Below are 20,086 nucleotides of genomic sequence, written 5' to 3'. Positions count from 1 at the left end.
TATGGACCGTTACGAACTACGCAGGCTTGACTACAGTCTGACCTCGGATCACGAGGCGTTGCAGGCCGCGTACCGCGATTTCTTCAAGACGCACTGCCCGATCGAGACCGTGCGCGCCGCGGAGGAAACCGGCTTCGACAAGAACCTGTGGGAGCGGTTGTGCGCCATGGGCGCAACGACCATGGCGCTACCGGAATCCGTGGGCGGCGACGGCGCGACGCTCGTCGACCTGACGTTGGTGGTCGAGGAGATCGGCCGGTCACTGGCACCGGTGCCGTGGATCGACCAGGTCTGCGCGGCACGTCTGCTGGCTCGACTCGGCGCGGCGGAACCCGATGTCGTCCAGGGCAAGCGACTCGTCGCATTCGATCCGCAGCACGACAGTGTCTCCGGGGCACGGCTGCTGCCGACCGGGTCGATCGCCGACCAGATCATCGTGCGCGACGGTGACGACGTCGTCGCGCTGACGTTCGGCACGCGCCCGACCAAGGTCGACAACATCGGCCGGTTGCCGATGGCCTGGGTGGATCCGGCGACCGCCGACACCCGTACCGTGCTGGCCAGCGGATCCGAGGCGATGACGGAATATCAACGGGCGCTGGATGAGTGGCGGGTACTGAACGCCTCGGCATTGGTGGGCCTGGTGGAGGAGACCATGACGATCGCGGCGGAGTTCGCCAAGACCCGCTACACGCTCGGAGTGCCGATCTCGACGCTGCAGGGCATCTCTCATCCGCTGGCCAACATCGCGATCACCGTGCAGGGTGGTCGCAATCTGGCGCGGCGCGCGGCCTGGTTCCTGGACAACGAGCCCGACGAGCGCCCCGAGTTGGCGCCCTCGGCGTTCGTGTTCATGGCGGAGGAAGCGGCGAAGGCCGCGACCATGGCGGTGCATGTGCAAGGCGGACTTGGTGTTTCGGCGGAGGCGGCCGCGACGGCATACCTGGTGCGTGCCCGCGGTTGGGCCCTGGCCGGTGGGGACCCCGGCGCCAGCGCGAAGTACATCGGCGAGCTCGTAGCAGCGCGCGAAGGCAACTCAAGAAAGGGCGCATAGTGGATTTCTCACGTGTCACGCTGTCCGACGACGATCAGCGTTTCCTGGACGAAGCACGCGATTTTCTGCGCACCCATGTGACCGACGACGTCAAGCGCCGCGACCGCGAAACGGGCGACAACTTCGACGAAGGGGTGCACCTGGCGCTGGGGGCCGCCGGCTACCTGGAACGGGAATGGAAGCCGGAGGCCGATGGCGGCTTCAGCCGGGTGCATCGCCGCATCTGGGAACTCGAGAAGCGGCGCGCGCACGTGCCCTGGGTGACGTGGGGCACCACCGCCATGGTGGCCCGTTCGGTCGCGAGGTTCGGGTCGAGCGAATTGCGGGACGAAGTGCTGCCGGGTGTCTTCACCGGACACGTTCGGCTGTGCCTGGGCTACACCGAACCCGAGGGCGGATCCGACATCGCCACCTGCAAGACGCGGGCGGTGCGGGAGGCGGATGGGTCGAGCTGGATTATCAATGGCTCCAAGATGTTCACCACCGGAGCGCACAACTGCCGGTACGTCTTCCTGATCACCAACACCGACCCGAACGCCCCGAAGCACAAGAGCCTGACCATGTTCCTGGTTCCGCTGGACTCCCCGGGCATCGAAATCCAGGGCATCCGTACGGTCGACGGCGACCGCACCAACATCGTCTACTACAGCGACGTGCGCGTCGACGACAAGTACCGGCTGGGCGACGTGAACGCCGGCTGGACGGTGCTGCGCGAGCCGCTCAACGTCGAGCACGGCGCGGTGGCGGCCGCCCCCGACGGGCTGCAGGACGTGTCCATCATGATGCACCAGGCGGGCTTCATGGCCGACGCCCTAGACAAGGCCGGGGGCAAAGCATCGCAGCGGGATCCTAATGGGCGCAGACTCATTGACGATGCGGCGGTGGCCTACCGATTGGGACGCAGCGCCGCGCGGATGGAAGCGGCGCTGAGCGCGCCCGGCATTTTCGGGCGCGTCGCCCTCGCGCAGACGATGCGCGACATCTCTCCGGAGCTGATGGACATCCTCGGCACGGCATCCACGTTGCCGATCGGCACCGACGGGGCGGCCGACGACGGTGCGTCGGAGTACGTATTCCGGTTCGCGCCGCTGGTCGGGATTTACGGCGGCACCCTCGAGGTGTTCCGCAACATGATCGCGCAGTACATGCTGGGCCTGGGCAAGCCGGCTTACGCGCCGGTCGCGCAGAAGGCCTCGTGACCGACGGCCAACATCCTCCGCCGGGTGCGAGCCGCACTGGCGAAAACCGCTGTGAATCTAGGGCTTTGAGTGTGAGCTGACGGCGTGGCTTGTCGGCGTGTCGTCGCCCAGGAATCCCACTCAACGCCATCGATTCACACTCGGCGCACCCGCGCTGTTGGCACCATTTCGTTGGTGCCGTCGCGTCTGCTCGCTGAGTTCAGGTGGTGAGGATCGTGGCCGCGGCGGTGCCGGGCGCACCGTAGAGCTGAGCGAACCCGACGCGCGGTTCACCGGCCACCTGACGATCGCCCGCTTCGCCGCGGAGCTGGCGCACCAGCTCATGGATCTGGCGCAGGCCGGACGCCCCGATCGGTTCGCCGTTGGCGATCAGCCCGCCGTCGGTGTTGATCGGCATCGAACCGCTGATCTCGGTGGCGCCGTCGGCCAGCAGCTTCTCCTGCTCGCCGTCGGCGCAGAAGCCGCATTCGGCCATGTGGATGATCTCAGCGCCGGCGTCGGTGTCCTGCAGCTGAATGACGTCGACGTCTTCCGGTGCCACACCGGCCCTTTCGAACGCGGCTTTGGCCGCATACACGGTCGGCGCGACATCCTCGTCGACCGGGGCGAAGGTGGTGTTCACCTCGTAGGCCCCGTAGCGGCGAGTACGCACCTCGACCGCCCGCAAAAAGATCGGCTTGGCGGCGTAGCGGTGCGCGATGTCGGCGCGGCACATGACCACGGCTGCCGCGCCCTCGTCCGGTGCGCAGAACATGTACTGGGTGAGCGGATAGTTCAGCATCGTCGAGTTGAGGATCTCGTCTTCCGGAATCGGTTTGCGCCGAAACGCGTTCGGGTTCTGCACGCCGTTGCGGAAGTTCTTGGCGGCCACCTTGGCCAGCGTCCGCTGGGAGATGCCATGCTCGTGCAGGTAACGGTTGGCTTTCATGCCGAAGAATTGGGTGGTGAGGTACTGCCCGTTCTCGGCGTACCAGCGCGGCATCCCCACCAAAGCCGGGTCCTCGGTGAAGGCACCACGCGGATGTTTGTCGAGGCCGATGGCGATCCCGATGTCGTAGTCGCCCAGCCGGATTCCGTCGGCGCAGGCCTTGGCGGCGCTGGCCGCGGTCGCGCAGGCGTTGAACACGTTGGTGAAGGGGATGCCAGAGAGCCCGACCATGGCGACGATCGCGTCGGGATTGGCGACCGTCCAGCTGCCACCGGTGGCGGCCTGGATGTCCTTCCACTCGATGCCCGCGTCGTTGACCGCGAGCCGGATGGCGTCGACGCCCATCTCCATCGCGGACTTGCCCTCGAAACGACCGAATGGGTGCAGACCCACGCCGATGATCGCGACGTCATTATTACTGCTGGTCAAGCGATGGCTCCTGACTCTTTGAGTTCGGCGATGCGGTCCCAGTCCATCCCGAGTTCCATCAGGACGATTTCGGTGTGCTCGGACGCCTGCGGGGCCCGGGAGGTGACGAGCGGTTCGTGGTTGAACTGCACCGGACCGCGGACGACCTTGAACGGTGCGCCGCCGCTGGCGAGCTCGACCTCGCTGATCATGTCGTTGGCGAGAGCCTGCTCGTCGTCGACCAGATCCATGAGACTCTGGAACGGCGCCCACTGGCCCTTCATCGTCTTGAGGTGCTGGCGCCAGTAGTCAAAGGGCTTGCCGGCGAATGCCTTTGAGATCAGCTCGGAGGCCGCGTCGGCGTTCTGGATCAACGGGAGTACGTCGGAGAAGCGAGGGTCGTCGGCCGCTTCGGGGATGCCGAGGTGTTCGAACGTGTCGCGGATCAACCCGGTCGGGCTGATGATGCACAGGTTGATGGTGCCGCCGTCGGAGGTTTCGTAGTTGCCCATGAAGGGATTCACCGACGGTGCGCCCGAACCCGGCATTGGCGTGCGCATGACCTCGCCGGTCTCCATGCCCTGAGTCACGCTCGCACCCGCCGCCCACCAGGCCGTGCTCAGCAGCGACACGTCGAGCTCGACGGCCTCGCCGGTGCGCTCACGATGCAGCAACGCGGCCGAGATGCCGCCGGCAATGAACATGCCCCCGATCGAATCGCCGAAAGCGGGAATGCCCTGTCCCAGTGCGCCGCCCAGCTCCTCAGGGGTCAGGGCATACCCGATGCCGCTGCGCGTCCAGAACGCGGTTCCGTCGTAGCCGCCGACGTCACGCTCGGCTCCCTTGTCGCCGTAAGCCGAACCGCGTGCGTACACGATGTTCGGGTTCACCGCGCGAATGTGCTCCACGTCGAACTTGTGCTTCTGCCGCTGCGCGGGCATGTAGTTGGTCAGGAACACATCGGCGGTCTTGGCCAGTTCGTAGATCACTTCTTGACCGCCCGGCGTGGAGACGTCGATCCCGACGCTGCGCTTGCCGCGGTTGGGATGTTCCATCAGCGGATGCCGGTCGGGATCGAGCTGGAAGCCACCCATGTTGATGAAGCCGCGCTGGGTGTCCCCGCGGGCCGGGTGTTCGACCTTGATGACGTCGGCGCCCCAGTCGGCGAGGATGGCACCGGCCGCTGGGACGAACGTGAACTGCGCAACCTCGAGGACCCGAAAGCCCTGCATTACCTTCACCATTCCCGGGACCCTACTTCGCGTCGAACGTAACCGGAAGTGCGGTCGGCGAACGGAACGGCTGACCGTGGATATGCGGGTCGTCATCGGTGACAAGCTCGATGTTGGTCACCCGGTCCAACAGACATTCGAGCGCGACGCGGGTCTCCATGCGCGCGAGGTGCAGACCCAGGCAGGTGTGCTCGCCGGCGGCAAACGAGATGTGCGGCATGTGCGCGCGGAAGATGTCGAACTCTTCCGGGCGCTCCCAGCGGTGTCCGTCGCGGTTCGCCGAGCCGATGCACACGTCGATCACCGACCGTGCCGGGATCTTGACGCCTTCCAGTTCGGTGTCCTCGGCGGTGAAACGCTGCACCGTGGTCAGCGGCGTCTCGACGCGCAGACCCTCCTCGATCGCCTTGGGGATCAGCTCGCGATCGGCCTGTACCGCGGCGAACTGCTCGGGATGGGTGAGCAACAGATACAGCAGATTGCCCGACGACCGGTAGGTGGTTTCCAGCCCCGCGGGCAGCAGCAGCCGGAGAAACGAATAGATGGCTTCGTCGCTGAGCTTTTCGCCATCGATCTCCGCCGTGACCAGATCACCGATGATGTCCTCTTTCGGCTGCGCCCTGCGCTGCTCGATGTGTTCGAGGAAATAGTCCTTCAACGCCGCCGACGCCTCGAAGGCGCGTTCGTAGTTGACCGCGTAGCTGATCAACTGCACCGCGCGCCGGCGGAACGTCGGCAGGTCCTGCGCCGGCAGGCCCAACAGCGTGGCGATCACCCGGGTGGGGAACTCGAAGGTGAACTGCCGGACCAGATCGGCGCTGCCGGCGTCGATGAACTCGTCGATGAGGGCATCGCAGATCGGCCGCACGACCGTGGGCTCCCAGAGCGCGAGATTCTTGGACTTGAAGGCCGCGGAGACCAGGTTGCGATGGTCGCGGTGGGTCTTGCCCTCCATGGCGAGGATGGTCGGACCCATGAACAGGCCGATGGTGTTGTCATAGAACTTCGAACTGAACACCTGGCCGTCGCGAAACACCTTGTTCACCGCGTCGAACGACATGGCGGCGAACGACTCTTCGGGCCGCAGCGACGCGGGCGTCTTGGAGTAGTCCATGACCGTGCCGCGAAACACCCCGCCCTCGCTGCGCATCCGGGCGAAGTAGGGGTAAGGGTCACGCAGGTAGCCGGTCGGCAAGGCGGCGGTGACGGCATCCTCAAGCTGACTTTCCACGGCTGCTCTCCGGCTCGGGTAGACGGTCGTACTGTAAAGATTACAGTATACTATCCAGGCGGGCCCGGGATGAGGCATCCGCGTGGGCTCGTCGCAGGGGCATTCGCCTCAACGGTCGTCGCAAAGCGTCTCCGACAAGGACCAGAGCCGAGCGGCGCGCTGTTCATCGAGGGCGTACGGCGCGACGTCGGTGCGGATGCGACAGTCGGCGAGGTACGCCGACCCGACATCGTCGAGCTCGGGCGCGACGGCGGCCCATACCTGGGTCGCCGCCCCGCGGTCGGGCAGCACAAAGTCGCGCGTGACGTCGACGGCGGGTGCGTCCCGTTTCCGTTCTGCCGCGGCGCGATCGGCAAGGTGCGCGAAATCCTTCTTGCCCATGTGTCGGGCCAGGCCGGTTGCCACGATGCCCGGGTGCACGGCGTAGGAGCCGATCCCGTCGTCGCGAAACCGTCGATCGAGTTCGACCATGTGCAAGATATTTGCGGTCTTCGAGGCGCCGTACGCCAGGAACTTGTCGTAGTCACGCCGCTCCCAGTTGGGGTCGTCGAAATCAAGGTCACTCATGCGGTGGCCATCGGACGACAGGATGACCACGCGAGCGCCGGACGCGGCGACGAGTTGCGGGATGAGCAGTCGCGTGAGTTCGAAGTGCCCGAGATGGTTAGTGCCAAACTGCATTTCGAAGCCATCTACCGTTCGATCGAACGGCGTGAACATCACCCCGGCATTGTTCATCAAGACATGGATCGACGAGGCAAGGTCTTGGATCGCCGCGGCCGCCGCTCGAATGCTGCTCAGCGAAGTCAGATCCAGTTGGACGGCGGCGATCCGGGCATCCGGATATGCGGTGTGAACCCATGTCTGGGTCTCGGCCAGCGCGTCGCGGTTGCGCGCCGCCAATATCACCCGCGCCCCGGCGGCAGCCAGGGCTCTGGCCGATTCCCGGCCGAGGCCCGAGGACGCCCCGGTAATCACGCAGTTCTTGCCGGTGAGGTCGGCCCCGTCGACGACGCCCAGGGCGGTCGGTGGTTCCGCGTGGATGTCGTGGCTCGCCGGTGGTGTGCTCACGTAGCGCCGCCGTCAGTCATCTCAGCACCCGCACCGGGACACGGGACCACCCGGCCACGTTTTGCATGGCCACCCGTTCGCAGCGATCCCAGAGCACCTCGTAACGCGGCATGTGCTCGAGCAACTTCTCCAGGGCGATCACGCTCTCCATCCGGGCCAGCGCCGCCCCGAGGCAGCTGTGGATGCCGTAGCCGAAGCCGAGGTTCTGCGCCTCGGCGCGGTCACGGTCGATGTCGAAGACGTCGGCGTCGGTCCATGCGTCGGGATCGCGATTCGCCGAACCGCCGATGAGGAAGACGGGCCTGCCCGCCGGGATGATTACCCCGTGCAGGTGTACGTCCTTCATCGAGCGGCGCACGTTGTACTGTGCCGGCGCCTCGTAACGCAACAGCTCTTCGACGGCGGCGGGGACCTTGCTGCGGTCGTCGAGCAGCTTCTGCCATTGCTCGGGGTGGCGGGCGAAGACGGTCGCCGCGTTGCCGATCAGCTTGGTCACCGTTTCAGCGCCCGCACCGCCCAACAGCGTTGCAAACCCGGCGATCTCGGACCCTTTGAGCCGGGTCGTTTCACCGTCTTCGCGTTCGATCTCGGCCGCGATCAGGCTGGAGATCATGTCGTCTTGCGGCTGCGCGCGCCGCTGCTGGATGAGCTCGTAGTACATCACCCAGGAATTGGCCATCGCCTGGTTGCCGGCATCGGACATCTCGATCTGGCCCGGTTCGCGGTGCAGCAACTCGTCAATCCAGAGCCTGACCTTCTGTCGGTAGTCGGCAGGCACTCCCAACATCCGGGTGATCACTTCCACCGGGAACAACGCCGAGAAGTCTTGAACGACATCGAATTCGTCGCGATCGACCGCCGCCAGATAGCGCTCGATCTGTTCGGTCACCATCGCCTTGAGCGCCGTGATCGCCCGCGGCGTGAACACCTTGTTGACCAGGCTGCGCATGTGCCGATGCTCGGGCGGATCCAGCGAGATGATCATCTTCGCCGGAACCTTCTGCCCCGTCCGCACCATCCCCAGATCCACCCCGTACGCCGATGAATACGTCTCGAAGTCCTTGAACGCGGCCGCGACATCGGCATGACGACTGAGCGCATAAAAGTCGTACTGCTTGCTGTAGTAAACCGGGGCTTCCGCACGCATCCGGCGATAGGTCTCATACGGTCCGTTGAAGAAATCCGCCGAAAACGGGTCGAATACCAGCTCGGCGACGGTCATCGTGCCACCCTGCCCGCGCCGGTACCACCGTAGGCCGCCACCTGGAAAACCATCCGGTAATACTAACAGTAGATATGCCAGTATGGCCGGGGAACATCGCGTAGGGTGATCCCGATGAGCGCAACCGGCGAACGAGTTGACGGCGCCGCGGAAGACCAGCGGGCGGCGCTGCAAACCATCCTCGAACGTCAGCGACGGGCATTCCTCGCCGAGGGGCCGCCCGGCGCGGCCGTACGGCGAAGCCGCATCGATCGGCTTATGGCGCTGCTGCTGGACAACAGCGACGCCTTCGTCGACGCCATGGCCGTCGACTACGGCACCAGGTCCAAGGCGGCATCGCTGTTCACCGAGATTATCGGGATCACCTCGGTGGTCGAACACACCAGATCCCATGTGGCGCGGTGGATGCGTCCGACAAAACTGATGCCCGCCGCGCGGCTGTGCGGCCTGCGGGCCGAAGTCCAGCCCACCCCGCTCGGCGTCGTCGGCGTGATCGGTCCGTGGAACTTCCCGGTCAATCTTGTGGTGCTGCCCGCGGCGGCCGCGTTCGCGGCCGGAAACCGGGTGATGATCAAGATGTCCGAAATCACCGCGCACACCGCCGCATTGATGAAGGCCACCGCACCCAAATACTTCGACCCGACCGAGCTCGACGTGGTCACCGGTGGCGCCGACGTCGCGGCCGCGTTCTCGGCGCTGCCGTTCGATCACCTGTTTTTCACCGGCTCGCCGTCGGTGGGTGCGTTGGTGCAGCAGGCGGCGGCCCAGAATCTCGTACCGGTGACACTGGAGCTTGGCGGCAAGAACCCGGTGGTCGTCGCACCGAGCGCCGACATCGCGCGGTCGGCGACCCGTATCGCCCGGGGCCGCATGGTCAACGGTGGCCAGGTGTGTGTCTGTCCGGATTACGTGATGGTGCCCGACGACCACATCGACGCATTCGTCGACACCGCGCGCGAAACCTTGCGCGGCATGTTCCCGACGGTCATCGCCAACGCGGACTACTGCTCCAGCGTCAACCAGGCCAATTTCGATCGGGTGGTGCGGCTGATCGATGATGCGCGCGCGCACGGTGCCCGCGTGGAAACCGTTGCTCCCGTGGGGGAGTCATTGCCCGACCGCAGCAGCCGCAAGATCGCGCCCACCATTGTCCGCGACATCGACGACCGCATGCGGATCGCCGACGAGGAGATCTTCGGCCCCGTGCTGGCCGTGATGGGGTATTCGCGCCTAGGCGAGGCGGTCGACTACATCAACCGGCGGCCCGCGCCGCTGGTGGCCTACTGGTACGGCCCAGAAGACGACGATTTCCGCACCTTCGTCCGCAACACCCGCAGTGGCGGCGTCGCTCGCAATGATTTTGCTGCCCAGATGATTCCGTCCGCGGCACCGTTCGGGGGAGTCGGGCGCAGCGGGATGGGCGCCTACCACGGCAAGGCCGGTTTCGACACCTTCAGTCATTACCGCACCGTGGTCGGCAACGACCTGCCGTTCAGCATCACGGGAACCGCGGCGCCGCCGTTCGGCAGGTCGCTGCGGTTCTACGCCAACACCGCACTGCGGATCGCGCGGGCGCGCACGCACCGCAGGTTGAAGGAGGCGGCGAAAAGACCCTCCCCGGCGCGGGCGCTGCCGTAATCAGCGGCCGGCGCGCCCCGAGCGGGCGTTCGTCATCCTCGCGGCATAGGCCTGCAAAGTGGCGTAGTGCGCGCCTAGCAGCCGGGGCATCGCCGCCATCGCGCGCCCGTCGGGCCCGATGAGGATTCTGGCCCGGTTCTTCTCGGCGCCACGGAGGATGAGGCGCGCCGCCTTCTCGGGCGAGGTGAGGGCCGCGCGCGCGAAGAGTTTCGCGGCCATGTCGGGATCCTCGGTGTCGGCGGCGCGCATGTTGGTCCCGAAGTTGGTTCGCACGACACCGGGGTGCACGCAGTGCACGGTCACCGGATGGCGTTCGATGATCATCTCCTGGCGCAGCGCCTCGGTGAAACCTCGGACCGCGAACTTCGCCGTGCTGTAGGCACCTTGATACGGCACCGCGATCAGCCCGAAGGCACTGGACAGGTTCACCAATCGCGCGGGGCGCTCCGAAGTGCCGGACTCGATCAGCTGCGGCAGGAACGCCTTGGTCCCATTGACGACGCCGCCGACGTTGATGCCGATGAGCCAATCGAAATCGGTCCACGACATGTCTGCCACGCTCGCGAACAGGTCAACGCCGGCATTGTTGAACAGCATCGAGGCGGGCCCGAGTTGCCCGCGCACGTCCTCGGCGAAGCCCAGCACCGCGTCCCGGTCCGCCACGTCGACCCGGTAGGGCGTGACCTGGCCGGGCCCGCAGGACTGCCGGGTCTCGGCCAGGCCATTTTCGTCGATGTCGGACGCCGCGACATGCGTCCCGCCCGCGGTGAGCGCCCGCGTCAACGCGCGGCCGATGCCGGAGCCCGCGCCGGTGACCACGGCGATACGCTGCTGGTACTTCATGAATTCCCTGCTTCCACAATCGCTTTGATCCGGCCCACCGAAAGGTCAAGGTTCTTTTGCAGATCCTGGCGACGATCCCGGACGAACAGGAACAGGTGCTCGAACACCACGACGCCAAAGGGGAGCCGAACGCACATCCGGAACTCTTCGGTGAGACGCGTCGTGCCGGCGGTCGAACCGGGCTCGACGACGTACGTCCACTGCGTCCAGTCCCCACCCATCGCCTGAACGACGAAGGAAAATCTCTGTCCCGGTGCGGCGTCGACGACGTTCGCCACGGTGCGCCACCGGCCCAGCCCCCTGCGGTTCCAGGCCTGGAAGCGTTCTGACGACAGCCATTCGGCGCGTACGGTTTCCGGGCTCCAGTCGGGAATTCGAGTGACGTCGGAGATGACCGCGTAAACCCGTTCTGCCGAGGCTCGCACTTCGGTCGATGCCGTTAGAGTCTCGCCTTTTCCGAGCGGAGGCATCCTCAGCCGTTCACCGCTTGCTTGCGCGCCCACCGGTAGTCGGCCTTGCCCGACGGGCTGCGCTCGATGACCGGACGGAAGACGACCGCCTTGGGAAGTTTGTAGCGCGCCAAAGACCTTGAGGCGTGGGCGACCAGCTCGTCGACCTCGACAGTGGCGCCCTCGGCGAGCGCCACGACCGCGACAACCTCCTGGCCCCAGCGTTCGCTGGGCCGCCCGGCGACCACCACGTCGGCCACCGCGGGATGCGACGCGATGGCCGTCTCGACCTCCTCGACGAAGATCTTCTCACCCCCGGAGTTGATGGTCACCGAGTCGCGGCCGAGCAGCTCGACGGAGCCGTCGGCGCCGTGGCGTGCGCGGTCACCGGGGACGGCGTACCTCACGCCGTCGATCACCGGAAAAGTCTTGGCCGTCTTGGCCGCATCGCCCTTGTAGCCCAGTGGAACGTAGCCTCGTTGGGCCAGCCAGCCCATCCCGTCATGGCCGGGTTGCAGGATGGCCGTCAGGTCCTCGGCGGCCACGAACGTGTCCGGTCCGGCGTTGAACGTGCCGGTCGCCACCGCCCCCGAGGTCGACATGTGATGCATCTGCGCGCCCGTCTCCGACGAGCCGACACCGTCGACGACCACGGCGTTCGGCAACACCTCGATCACGCGTTGCTTGACGTACGGGGTCAGCAGGGCACCGCCGTTGGCGACGACCGCGAGCGACGACACATCGGCGATCCCCGTCTCGATGGCGGCGACCAAGGGGCGCGCCATCGCATCGCCGACCACTGTGACCACCATGACTTTTTCCCGCTCGATGGTGCGCACCACGTCCTCGGCGTCCAGATGATCGACGACCGTGGGAAACACGACGGATTGCCCCGTCGTGATCGCGGTCATCACGCTCCATTGGGCCGCACCGTGGATCAGCGGCGGCAGAATCATCAAATTGGTGCCCGGGCCCGCGGCGGCCCGTTCCACGATCTCGTCGAGAGACGCCGAGGGCTCGCCCGTCATGAGATTGCGCCCGCCGAAGGACGTCATGAAGATGTCGTGCTGGCGCCACAGCACGCCCTTCGGCATTCCCGTGGTGCCCCCGGTGTACAGGACGTACAGGTCGTCGGCGGAGTGCTGCACCGGCGGCGGCTCCGGGGACACGGACGCCAGGGCGGCCTCGTAATCGACTGCGCCCTCCAGCAATTCATTTCCCGAGTCGTCGGCGATCTGGATCAGCACGCGCAGCTGTGGTAGGTCCGCGAGGATTTCGGCCACGCGCGGCGCGAACGCGGCGTGATAGAGCAGTGCGGTTGCTCCCGAGTCCGCCAGCAGATATTGGAGCTCGCTTTTCACGTAGCGGAAGTTGACGTTGAATGGGGCGACCCGCGCCTGGAAGGCGCCCAGCAGCGCCTCGACGAATTCGTTCCCGTTGTAGGCATAGAGGCCCAGCAGGTCTTGGCCCACTTCGTGGCCCGCCAGCGCGGAGCGCTCGGCGTGGCATCCCAGCCCCCGCGAGTGCAGGTACGCGGCGAGCCGGTTCGAGCGGTCGATCACCTGCGCGTAGGTGTACCGGCGATCCCCTTGGATGATGAGCTCGCGATCGGGGATGGCGGCCGCGACGGCCTTCGCGACCGCCGGCACCGTGAATGTTGTTGTGGTGTCGGACATCATGCCTCTCACGGCTGGTGGGGTAGCAGGCGAACCATCAGGCCGTTGGCTTCGCTGAGCAACGTGCCGTCGGCGTCTGTCATAGTAGCGTCAATGAAAATCTTCCTGCCGTCGGCTTTGGTGATGCGGCCGCGGGCCGTCAGCGGCTGGTCGATCGGGGTGATGTTGCGGTAATCCACGTGCAGAAACGCCGTGCGGGTGGGTGGACAGTTCGCGGTGGAGACCACCATGCCGAACAGCCAGTCGTAGAACAGCGGGATCATGCCGCCGTGCACGGCGTGGTTCCCGCCGACGTGCGAGGTGGTGAAATGACCGGCCATCCTGACGCCGTCGGGACCGGACTCGGTCACCATCCAGGGCGGCATCAGGGGATGGGCCAACCCGGGCAGGTTCAGCACCCGGCCGGCCACCGCCTCGGTCTCCGGGACCTGGTGGCCATCCAACAGCGCGCAGGCGTTCTCCAGGTGCGCGGTCGCGGCGGCCCACAGCGCGGGGTCCGGCTTGGTGGACACGGTCAGGTCCTGCAGGCGGCGCAGCGCGGCGACGAACGGCCCCAGCTCCGCGGGAGCATCCTCGACGGGTTTGACGTCGGGGAACCCGCCGCGAACTTCCGGCGCTGTGTCGGTCATCGCGTCCCTTCGCCCCATGCCCCGAGCAGATCGTCGGTGCTGGTGATGGTGGCCAGCAGCGACAGCGTGTTGGCGATCATCGCTGCACCATAGTCGGCGGGTATGCCGGCGACCGCGTCGCGGGGGAGGATCACCCGGTACGCGGCATTGACGGCGTCCATGACGAGGTTGGGGATCGCGATGTTCAGCGAAACACCCACCACGACAACGGTCGACACACCGAGATTGCGTAACACCGCGTCCAGATCGGTGCCGCCCATCGGTCCCACGCCGTGCCAGCGGCGCAGCACCAAATCCGAAGGCTCCGGCCCCAATTCGGGCAGCAGTTCCGCGCCCGGCGTGCCGGGCGTGATGTCCACCTGGTTGCCACCGCCCATCGCGAAGATCTTCGCGTTGTGGTTGGAGCCGAGCCCGTCGGGTCGCCGCTGCACCAGACAGTGCACGACGCGCGCTCCGGCCGCCCGAGCTGCGGGCAACAGCCGCGCGATGTTGGGCAGCGCCTCGCGGCGGGCTTCCTCGGCGAGCATCGCCAGTCCGGCGTCGGGCCCCATCACCGCGCCCTGGCACTCTTGGGTGACGATCGCGGTGTGCTCGGGCGCGGCCAGTGCGGCCAATCGGTCGCTCATGCGGGGGCGCCCACCGGCGCGACGTCATAGAACTGCGTCGCCCACTTCCTCAGCGCCATATAGCCTTTCGCGTCGGTCTTCGACAGTGCGGGGTGTTCCACATATTTCTGGTAGCGCCAGATCTGCAGGTCGTCGAACACGGTGGACAAGAACTGGTTCTCGATGACCTCCCGCAGCTTGCCCTCCGGCACGGGGGAATCATCGCCGGGGGTTCGCGGCCACCAGATCGAGTAGAACAGGTCCGAACATTCGTCGTCGACCGGTGTGCAGGTGAAGATCAGCCGATGATTCTGTGCGCCCTCGAAGACGCTGATCGCCCCGCCGAGCCCGAACAGGTGGCTGTGGAACCGCAACGCGAGATCGTCGGGGTTGTCGCTGCGCGCGTCCGGCCAGCCCGCGATGAACTGCCACTCCTGGTCGACGATCTTCCAGTCCAACACCCGGGGCGTCACGGTGGCGTGGTGCACGTACTCGAAATGGGCGCTGTCGGGGGCGTTCTCGGCCACGATCTGCGGATGCACCGGCTCGCGCTCCGCCCGTCGGGAAAACTCCGGGTACGCCCGGTAGTACTGCGCCGGATCGGTTTCGACTTGCGGGAACTTGCGGAAAATATCGGGCATCTCCCACTGCGGTTCTTTGCCGTCCGGGTGGTGCCAGATGAACACGCAATCGTATTGCTCGCGGACCGGATATACCCGCAGCCGCAGCGCGCGGTTGGGCCGATCCGGCTGGTAGGGGATGTACTTGTTGCAGCCGTCCGGACCCCAGCGCCAGCCGTGGAACGGGCACTCCACGCAGTCGCCGACGACCTTGCCGCCGTGGCCGATGTGCGCGCCGAGGTGCTTGCAGTGCGCTTCCAGGACGTGCAACTCACCGGACTCGTCGCGGTAGGCCACCAGGTCCTCGCCGAAATAGTGCAGCGGCCGGACCTCGCCGACGGGAAACTCCGGGGACCAGCCGACCATGAACCATCCGGTGACCTTCCAGGTGAAGGGAACTTTCACAGCCAGCGCCTCTCGTGATCGTTGATACTAAATCCGTTACAGTATAGATTTCAGCAGTCCGGCCCGCGCGCGGCAAGGGAGTGACATGACGACAGCGGCTGACGAGCTGGAAGCCATCCGGCAACTGAAGGCGCGCTACTGCCGTTTCCTGGATACCAAGGTCCTCGAGTCCTGGCGCGACGTGTTCACCACGGACGTCGTGGTCACCCTGGACATGGCGGTGTCCACCGCGGGTGCCGACCCTCAGACCGCGCCACCGATCGAGGGGGTGGAAAGCTTCGTTCCGATGGTGTTGGGTGGCCTCGAGAACGTGGCAACCAAGCATCACTGTCATACCCCCGAGATCGCGCTCACCTCGGCCACCACCGCGACCGGCATCTGGGCGATGGAGGACCTGCTGATCTTCGGTGACGGTCGCGAGTTGTACGGGGCCGGCCACTACCACGAGACCTACGAGAAGCGGGACGGTCGCTGGCAGATCAAGTCCCTGCACCTGACCCGAACCATCCTGAAGATGACCGGCGGTGACGATGGCTGACGCTGATACCTCGTTCGACGTTCTCGTCATCGGCGCCGGATTCTCCGGGCTGTACATGCTGCACCGGCTGCGGCAACTCGGGCTACGCACCCAAGTCCTGGAGATGGCCGAAAACGTGGGTGGCACCTGGCTTTTCAATCGGTACCCGGGCGCCCGCTGCGACATCGAGAGCATCGAATACTCCTACAGCTTCTCCGAGGAGATTCAGCAGGAGTGGGAGTGGACGGAGTCGATGCCGGCCCAGCCCGAGATCGAGGCCTACCTGAACTTCGTGGCCGACCGGCTCGACCTGCGACGCGACATCCAATTCTGCACCAGGGTCGTCGCGATGACGTTCGACGAAGAAGCGGCGATGTGGTCGGTGCGCACCGAAGCCGGCGAAACGTTCCGGGTTCCGTTCGTGGTCGCCGCCTCGGGCATCCTGTCGGTACCGTTGGAACCCGACATCCCGGGCATGGACACCTTCGCCGGGGCGTCGCTGTTCACCAGCCGCTGGCCCGAGCGCGGCGTCGACCTCGCCGGCAAGCGTGTCGGCGTGATCGGTACCGGCTCGACCGGCGTCCAGCTCATCCCCGTGGTCGCCCGAGAAGCCCTGCATCTTACGGTGTTTCAGCGTTCACCCGCCTACACCCTGCCCTGGCGGGTGCACCGGTTCGAACCGGGTGAGCTCGACGACATGAAGGCCCGTTACGGTGAAATCCGTGCGGCCCAACGCGCCCACCCGATCGGCGCGGCGCGGCTCAGCGCCTTCTCCGTCCTGCTCGAGATGCTCGGCCGGCCGCCGTTGAAGTCGGCGACGCGCGAGGAACAGCTGCGCGCCATCGAGGAGAACGGCGTCATGGGCGCCTTGAACTGGGGCGACATCTTCTTCGACATCGACGCCAACCGGATGGCCGCCAAACTGTACGGCGAGGCGGTGGCCCGCATCGTCAAGAACCCGGACACCGCCGCGTCCCTCGTGCCCGTGCATCCCTTCGCCTGTAAGCGCCCGATCATCGACCAGGGCTACTACGAGACCTTCAACCGGGACAACGTCACCCTGGTCGACCTGCGGAAGTCGCCCATCCGTGAGATCACGCCGGCCGGTATCCGCACCGGGGACCAATCGCACGAACTCGATGTCCTCGTCTACGCCACCGGGTTTGACGCCATGACCGGCGCGCTCAGCCGGATCGACGTCCGCGGCCGCGGGGGCGTCTCACTCGGCGAATTCTGGGCCACCGAAGGTCCGCTGTCGTATCTGGGTCTGGCGGTCGCCGGGTTCCCGAACCTGTTCACGGTTCAAGGACCGGGCAGCCCGAGCGCCGCGACGAACTTCGTCGCCGCTCTCGAACAGCACGTGGAGTGGATCGGTGATTGCCTCGCGTATTTACGCGCCAACGACATCCGTACCATCGAGGCGCTGAGCACCGCGCAGCAGGAGTGGATCGACCACGCTACGGCGCTGGTTGCGCCGACGGTTCTGGTCCACCCGTCGTGCAACTCCTGGTACAACGGTGGCAACGTGCCCGGCAAGAAACGGATGTATATGGGCTATACCGGCGGAATCCCCGAATACCGGCGCCGCTGCGACGAAATCGCGGCCGGCGGATACACCGGTTTCAAACTGGCTTAGCTGCTGAAGGTGAACGACATGGCGAAGGCATTGAGCGGGCTGAGCCTGGCCAAGGATGTGGCCCGGGAACTCGGGATGCTGGTGCCGCGTACGGTGGCCGGCCTGCAGGAGTCGACCGGCTGGACTCCGCTGTCGCCGCGCGGTGCGCGCCAGTTCGGTGAGGTCATGCTCGACGAGCTTGTGCTGAGTGGCTTTTCGTTGCTGGGCGGCAACCCCGCGGCGATGCGCCCGCCGGATGCGTGCACCGCGGCCGCCGAGGAGCTCTCGACACTCGGCATCGACCGCGCGCATGCCGAGCCGAACCCGTTGCGGGCAACCTCGATACGCCGGCGCCGTATCGCGGGCCTGGCATACGAACGGATGACTTTCGAACACGACCCGGCCTTGCCGCCGACCCTGGAGGCCGAGGGTCTGGGCGGGCCGGCGCGGGCGGTGGTGCACGTGTGCCGGCACCGCGGCGGGCCCAGGCCGTGGCTGGTCTGGGTGCACGGCGCCGGACAGGGCGGCACCGAAGACCTGCTGATGTCCGGCATCGGCCGAATACACCGCAAGCTGGGGTTCAACATCGCGATGCCGGTACAGCCGGGTCACGGGGTTCGGCGCCGGCAATGGCCGGCGTATCCCGACATGGATCCGCTCGGCAACGTCGCGGGAATGATGCGCGTCGTGTCGGAGGTGCGCGCCGTGGTGCGCTGGGCGCGGTCGCAAGGCACCGCCGTTGTGGTGGCCGGGATTTCGATGGGCACCCCGGTGGCCGCGCTGGTTTCGCACCTGGAGAAGCAGATCGATGCGGTGGCGTTGTACACGCCCATCCTGGGGCTCAACGCGATGATTGCGCGACACCTACAGCGTTGGGGGCCATCGCGCGACGGATTCCGCGAGTTGCTGGAATCTCCCGTGGTCACCCAGCTGACCTCGGTGATCGATCCCTTGGCGGTCACGCCGTCGCCGCCGCCGCAGCGCCGGCTCATCGTCGGGGCATGGCACGACCGGATGGCGATGCGCGAGCCCACGGATTCGTTGCAGGAACGCTGGGCCGGCCAGTTGTACTGGTACGACGGCAGCCACGTCGGGCACATTTTCTCCCGGCGCGTGCAGCGAATCACCGACCGGTTCCTGCGCGACGCGGTCGGTCAACCCGCCGACGATAAGGAACCCGGCTGATGACGTCGACGTGGACGGCGCGTTCGGTGGTCGAACTTTACAACCTCGTCGTGTGGAACGAACGCAACATCGAGTTGGCCGAGGAGTTGTTGGGCGACACCGTCGTTCGACACGAGGTCGGTGCGGCGCGCACCCTGACGCACGCCGAAGCGGTCCAACGGGTGGTGGACATGTGGCAGGTGGCCGAATCGTTACACTTCGACCTCAACGTCGTCATCGAGGGCGACGACGGCGAACACGTGGCGATCGTCTACGACTCGACGATAAAGACCAAGGACGGCACCGAAACCAACATCGCCAGCATCGAGGTGTTCCGCGTTGTCGATGGCAAGATTACCGAGGTTTGGAACTGCGGCTACCAGCAAGGGGTTTGGAATTGAGTGACCGTGCGCTTGATGAATTGGGCTTCTACCTGCTGGCCGGGGCCGGCGGCGAGGGCCCGGCGACATTGATGGACGAGGCCCGCCGCGGCGAGGAACTCGGCTTCGGCACCGCCTTCATCTCCGAGCGGTGGAACGTCAAGGAGGCGTCGTCTCTGGTCGGGGCGGCATGTGCGGTGACCAACCGGATGCAGATCGCCACCGCCGCAACCAATCACAACACCCGCCACCCGCTGATCACGGGATCGTGGGCGACCACGATGCATCGCCTCTCCGGCGGCCGCTTCACCCTGGGCATCGGCCGGGGCATCGCCGCCATCTACGGGGCCTTCGGCATACCGGCGGTGACGACGGCGCAGATGGAGGATTGGGCCCAGGTGATGCGCCGGCTGTGGCACGGCGAGCTGATCTTCAATCACGACGGCCCGATGGGCAAGTACCCCATCCTGTTTCTCGATCCGGACTTCGACGAAGACATCCGGCTGGCGCTGGTGGCGTTCGGCCCCAACACGCTCGCGCTCGGGGGACGCGTGTTCGACGACGTCATCCTGCACACGTACTTCACTCCCGAGACCCTGCAGCGCAGCGTCAAAACCGTGAAGGCCGCCGCCGAGAAGGCGGGCCGCGACCCCGACAGCGTGCGGGTGTGGTCGTGCTTCGCGACGGTCGGTGACCATCTGCCCGAAGAGCTGCGGCTGAAGAAGACGGTCGCCCGGCTGGCCACGTATCTGCAGGGCTACGGTGACCTGTTGGTCGAAACCAATGACTGGGATCCCGCCGTGCTGCAACGGTTCCGCGAAGACCCGGTGGTGATGTCGATCGCGGGCGGTATCGACCACAAGGGCACGGCCGAGCAGATCGAGCACATCGCGACGCTGATTCCCGACGAATGGCTGGAGCCCTCGGCGACCGGGTCGGCGAGTGAGTGCGTGGACCGCATCCGCAAGGAATTCGACTACGGCGCCGACGCGGTCATCATGCACGGCGCCACACCCGACGAACTCGAGCCGATCGTGACTCACTACCGCGAGACTGTAACTACCGACGCCCCCACTCGGGCGGATTCATACGGTCAGTGCAACATTTCCTGATTTTGGAGGTTGCAATGCCGACTGGGTATCCGGCTGCGCGGGCGCTGCGCTGGCGGTTGTTTGATCTGGTGTGCTCGGGCACGTCGAT

At 66.2% G+C, this 20,086-nt stretch carries 19 protein-coding genes; 8 read left to right on the top strand and 11 right to left on the bottom strand.

All coding sequences use genetic code 11. From position 1 onward, the window contains the following. Position 1 precedes the first annotated feature (1 nt). Positions 2 to 1,054, top strand: coding sequence for an acyl-CoA dehydrogenase family protein (locus Q0W90_RS01055; RefSeq protein WP_297698010.1), 1,053 nt, complete (start codon positions 2 to 4; stop codon positions 1,052 to 1,054). Beyond that, positions 1,054 to 2,253: an acyl-CoA dehydrogenase family protein gene (locus Q0W90_RS01050; protein ID WP_297594636.1), complete on the top strand. Its 1,200-nt coding sequence runs from the start codon at positions 1,054 to 1,056 to the stop codon at positions 2,251 to 2,253. Before Q0W90_RS01055 ends, Q0W90_RS01050 begins: the two co-directional genes overlap by 1 nt. Positions 2,254 to 2,452: 199 nt before the next feature. Here the strand turns inward: Q0W90_RS01050 and Q0W90_RS01045 are convergent, their stop codons facing one another. The 5 genes from Q0W90_RS01045 to Q0W90_RS01025 all read right to left on the bottom strand — a co-directional run bounded on the left by Q0W90_RS01045 (position 2,453) and on the right by Q0W90_RS01025 (position 8,345). Next, positions 2,453 to 3,610 carry a thiolase family protein gene (locus Q0W90_RS01045; protein WP_297594637.1) on the bottom strand — a complete coding sequence of 386 codons (1,158 nt, stop codon included), beginning with the start codon at positions 3,608 to 3,610 and terminating at the stop codon, positions 2,453 to 2,455. Beyond that, positions 3,607 to 4,821: a CoA transferase gene (locus tag Q0W90_RS01040; protein WP_297594674.1), complete on the bottom strand. Its 1,215-nt coding sequence runs from the start codon at positions 4,819 to 4,821 to the stop codon at positions 3,607 to 3,609. Before Q0W90_RS01040 ends, Q0W90_RS01045 begins: the two co-directional genes overlap by 4 nt. Positions 4,822 to 4,843: 22 nt before the next feature. Further along, the gene (locus Q0W90_RS01035) at positions 4,844 to 6,052 is read right to left on the bottom strand and encodes a cytochrome P450 (protein WP_297594639.1); all 1,209 of its coding nucleotides are present in this window, start codon (positions 6,050 to 6,052) and stop codon (positions 4,844 to 4,846) included. 108 nt (positions 6,053 to 6,160) lie between these two features. Continuing rightward, positions 6,161 to 7,123, bottom strand: a complete 963-nt coding sequence (locus Q0W90_RS01030; protein ID WP_297594641.1) for an SDR family NAD(P)-dependent oxidoreductase — start codon at positions 7,121 to 7,123, stop codon at positions 6,161 to 6,163. Positions 7,124 to 7,139: 16 nt separating this feature from the next. After that, the gene (locus Q0W90_RS01025; protein WP_297698013.1) at positions 7,140 to 8,345 is read right to left on the bottom strand and encodes a cytochrome P450; all 1,206 of its coding nucleotides are present in this window, start codon (positions 8,343 to 8,345) and stop codon (positions 7,140 to 7,142) included. A gap of 114 nt (positions 8,346 to 8,459) precedes the next feature. Here Q0W90_RS01025 and Q0W90_RS01020 point away from each other — a divergent pair, with 114 nt between their 5' ends. Continuing rightward, positions 8,460 to 9,983, top strand: coding sequence for an aldehyde dehydrogenase family protein (locus tag Q0W90_RS01020; protein WP_297698016.1), 1,524 nt, complete (start codon positions 8,460 to 8,462; stop codon positions 9,981 to 9,983). Here the strand turns inward: Q0W90_RS01020 and Q0W90_RS01015 are convergent, their stop codons facing one another. Genes Q0W90_RS01015 through Q0W90_RS00990 form a run of 6 tightly spaced genes read right to left on the bottom strand, consistent with a single transcriptional unit; the run spans position 9,984 to position 15,210 of the window. After that, entirely contained in the window at positions 9,984 to 10,826 is an 843-nt protein-coding gene (locus Q0W90_RS01015; RefSeq protein ID WP_297594652.1) for an SDR family NAD(P)-dependent oxidoreductase, read from the bottom strand. Then, the gene (locus tag Q0W90_RS01010; protein ID WP_297594654.1) at positions 10,823 to 11,296 is read right to left on the bottom strand and encodes an SRPBCC family protein; all 474 of its coding nucleotides are present in this window, start codon (positions 11,294 to 11,296) and stop codon (positions 10,823 to 10,825) included. The genes Q0W90_RS01015 and Q0W90_RS01010 overlap by 4 nt, the downstream gene beginning before the upstream one ends. 2 nt (positions 11,297 to 11,298) lie before the next feature. Then, positions 11,299 to 12,951, bottom strand: a complete 1,653-nt coding sequence (locus Q0W90_RS01005; protein ID WP_297772761.1) for an acyl-CoA synthetase — start codon at positions 12,949 to 12,951, stop codon at positions 11,299 to 11,301. Positions 12,952 to 12,959: 8 nt separating this feature from the next. Further along, positions 12,960 to 13,580, bottom strand: coding sequence for a PaaI family thioesterase (locus tag Q0W90_RS01000; RefSeq protein WP_297594656.1), 621 nt, complete (start codon positions 13,578 to 13,580; stop codon positions 12,960 to 12,962). Next, positions 13,577 to 14,206: an isochorismatase family protein gene (locus Q0W90_RS00995; RefSeq protein WP_297594658.1), complete on the bottom strand. Its 630-nt coding sequence runs from the start codon at positions 14,204 to 14,206 to the stop codon at positions 13,577 to 13,579. Before Q0W90_RS00995 ends, Q0W90_RS01000 begins: the two co-directional genes overlap by 4 nt. After that, the gene (locus tag Q0W90_RS00990) at positions 14,203 to 15,210 is read right to left on the bottom strand and encodes a Rieske 2Fe-2S domain-containing protein (protein ID WP_297594660.1); all 1,008 of its coding nucleotides are present in this window, start codon (positions 15,208 to 15,210) and stop codon (positions 14,203 to 14,205) included. Before Q0W90_RS00990 ends, Q0W90_RS00995 begins: the two co-directional genes overlap by 4 nt. A gap of 85 nt (positions 15,211 to 15,295) precedes the next feature. Between Q0W90_RS00990 and Q0W90_RS00985 the strand changes: the two genes are divergently transcribed. The 5 genes from Q0W90_RS00985 to Q0W90_RS00965 are packed head-to-tail and all read left to right on the top strand — an operon-like array spanning position 15,296 to position 19,998. Then, the gene (locus Q0W90_RS00985) at positions 15,296 to 15,748 is read left to right on the top strand and encodes a nuclear transport factor 2 family protein (protein ID WP_297772720.1); all 453 of its coding nucleotides are present in this window, start codon (positions 15,296 to 15,298) and stop codon (positions 15,746 to 15,748) included. Then, positions 15,741 to 17,363, top strand: a complete 1,623-nt coding sequence (locus tag Q0W90_RS00980) for an NAD(P)/FAD-dependent oxidoreductase (RefSeq protein ID WP_297594664.1) — start codon at positions 15,741 to 15,743, stop codon at positions 17,361 to 17,363. The genes Q0W90_RS00985 and Q0W90_RS00980 overlap by 8 nt, the downstream gene beginning before the upstream one ends. A gap of 18 nt (positions 17,364 to 17,381) precedes the next feature. After that, positions 17,382 to 18,527, top strand: a complete 1,146-nt coding sequence (locus Q0W90_RS00975) for a PHB depolymerase family esterase (protein WP_297701141.1) — start codon at positions 17,382 to 17,384, stop codon at positions 18,525 to 18,527. After that, positions 18,527 to 18,907: a nuclear transport factor 2 family protein gene (locus Q0W90_RS00970; protein ID WP_297594668.1), complete on the top strand. Its 381-nt coding sequence runs from the start codon at positions 18,527 to 18,529 to the stop codon at positions 18,905 to 18,907. The genes Q0W90_RS00975 and Q0W90_RS00970 overlap by 1 nt, the downstream gene beginning before the upstream one ends. Further along, on the top strand, positions 18,904 to 19,998 hold the full coding sequence (locus Q0W90_RS00965; protein ID WP_297772718.1) for a TIGR03857 family LLM class F420-dependent oxidoreductase: 1,095 nt from the start codon (positions 18,904 to 18,906) through the stop codon (positions 19,996 to 19,998). The genes Q0W90_RS00970 and Q0W90_RS00965 overlap by 4 nt, the downstream gene beginning before the upstream one ends. Positions 19,999 to 20,086 lie beyond the last annotated feature (88 nt).

The organism is Mycobacterium sp., assembly GCF_025933915.1.
Taxonomy (GTDB): Bacteria; Actinomycetota; Actinomycetes; order Mycobacteriales; family Mycobacteriaceae; genus Mycobacterium.
Note: the sequence above shows the minus strand (reverse complement) of the source record. Positions and strands in the feature narration are given on the sequence as shown.

Bases quoted from the DNA above. Each gene is read 5' to 3' on its own strand.
- Q0W90_RS00970 (WP_297594668.1), top strand. From the start codon at position 18,527: ATGACGTCGACGTGGACGGCGCGTTCGGTGGTCGAACTTTACAACCTC.
- Q0W90_RS00995 (WP_297594658.1), bottom strand. From the start codon at position 14,206: ATGAGCGACCGATTGGCCGCACTGGCCGCGCCCGAGCACACCGCGATC.
- Q0W90_RS01000 (WP_297594656.1), bottom strand. From the start codon at position 13,580: ATGACCGACACAGCGCCGGAAGTTCGCGGCGGGTTCCCCGACGTCAAA.
- Q0W90_RS01020 (WP_297698016.1), top strand. From the start codon at position 8,460: ATGAGCGCAACCGGCGAACGAGTTGACGGCGCCGCGGAAGACCAGCGG.
- Q0W90_RS01040 (WP_297594674.1), bottom strand. From the start codon at position 4,821: ATGCAGGGCTTTCGGGTCCTCGAGGTTGCGCAGTTCACGTTCGTCCCA.
- Q0W90_RS01055 (WP_297698010.1), top strand. From the start codon at position 2: ATGGACCGTTACGAACTACGCAGGCTTGACTACAGTCTGACCTCGGAT.
- Q0W90_RS00985 (WP_297772720.1), top strand. From the start codon at position 15,296: ATGACGACAGCGGCTGACGAGCTGGAAGCCATCCGGCAACTGAAGGCG.
- Q0W90_RS00975 (WP_297701141.1), top strand. From the start codon at position 17,382: ATGGCGAAGGCATTGAGCGGGCTGAGCCTGGCCAAGGATGTGGCCCGG.
- Q0W90_RS01025 (WP_297698013.1), bottom strand. From the start codon at position 8,345: ATGACCGTCGCCGAGCTGGTATTCGACCCGTTTTCGGCGGATTTCTTC.
- Q0W90_RS01015 (WP_297594652.1), bottom strand. From the start codon at position 10,826: ATGAAGTACCAGCAGCGTATCGCCGTGGTCACCGGCGCGGGCTCCGGC.
- Q0W90_RS00980 (WP_297594664.1), top strand. From the start codon at position 15,741: ATGGCTGACGCTGATACCTCGTTCGACGTTCTCGTCATCGGCGCCGGA.
- Q0W90_RS01010 (WP_297594654.1), bottom strand. From the start codon at position 11,296: ATGCCTCCGCTCGGAAAAGGCGAGACTCTAACGGCATCGACCGAAGTG.
- Q0W90_RS01005 (WP_297772761.1), bottom strand. From the start codon at position 12,951: ATGTCCGACACCACAACAACATTCACGGTGCCGGCGGTCGCGAAGGCC.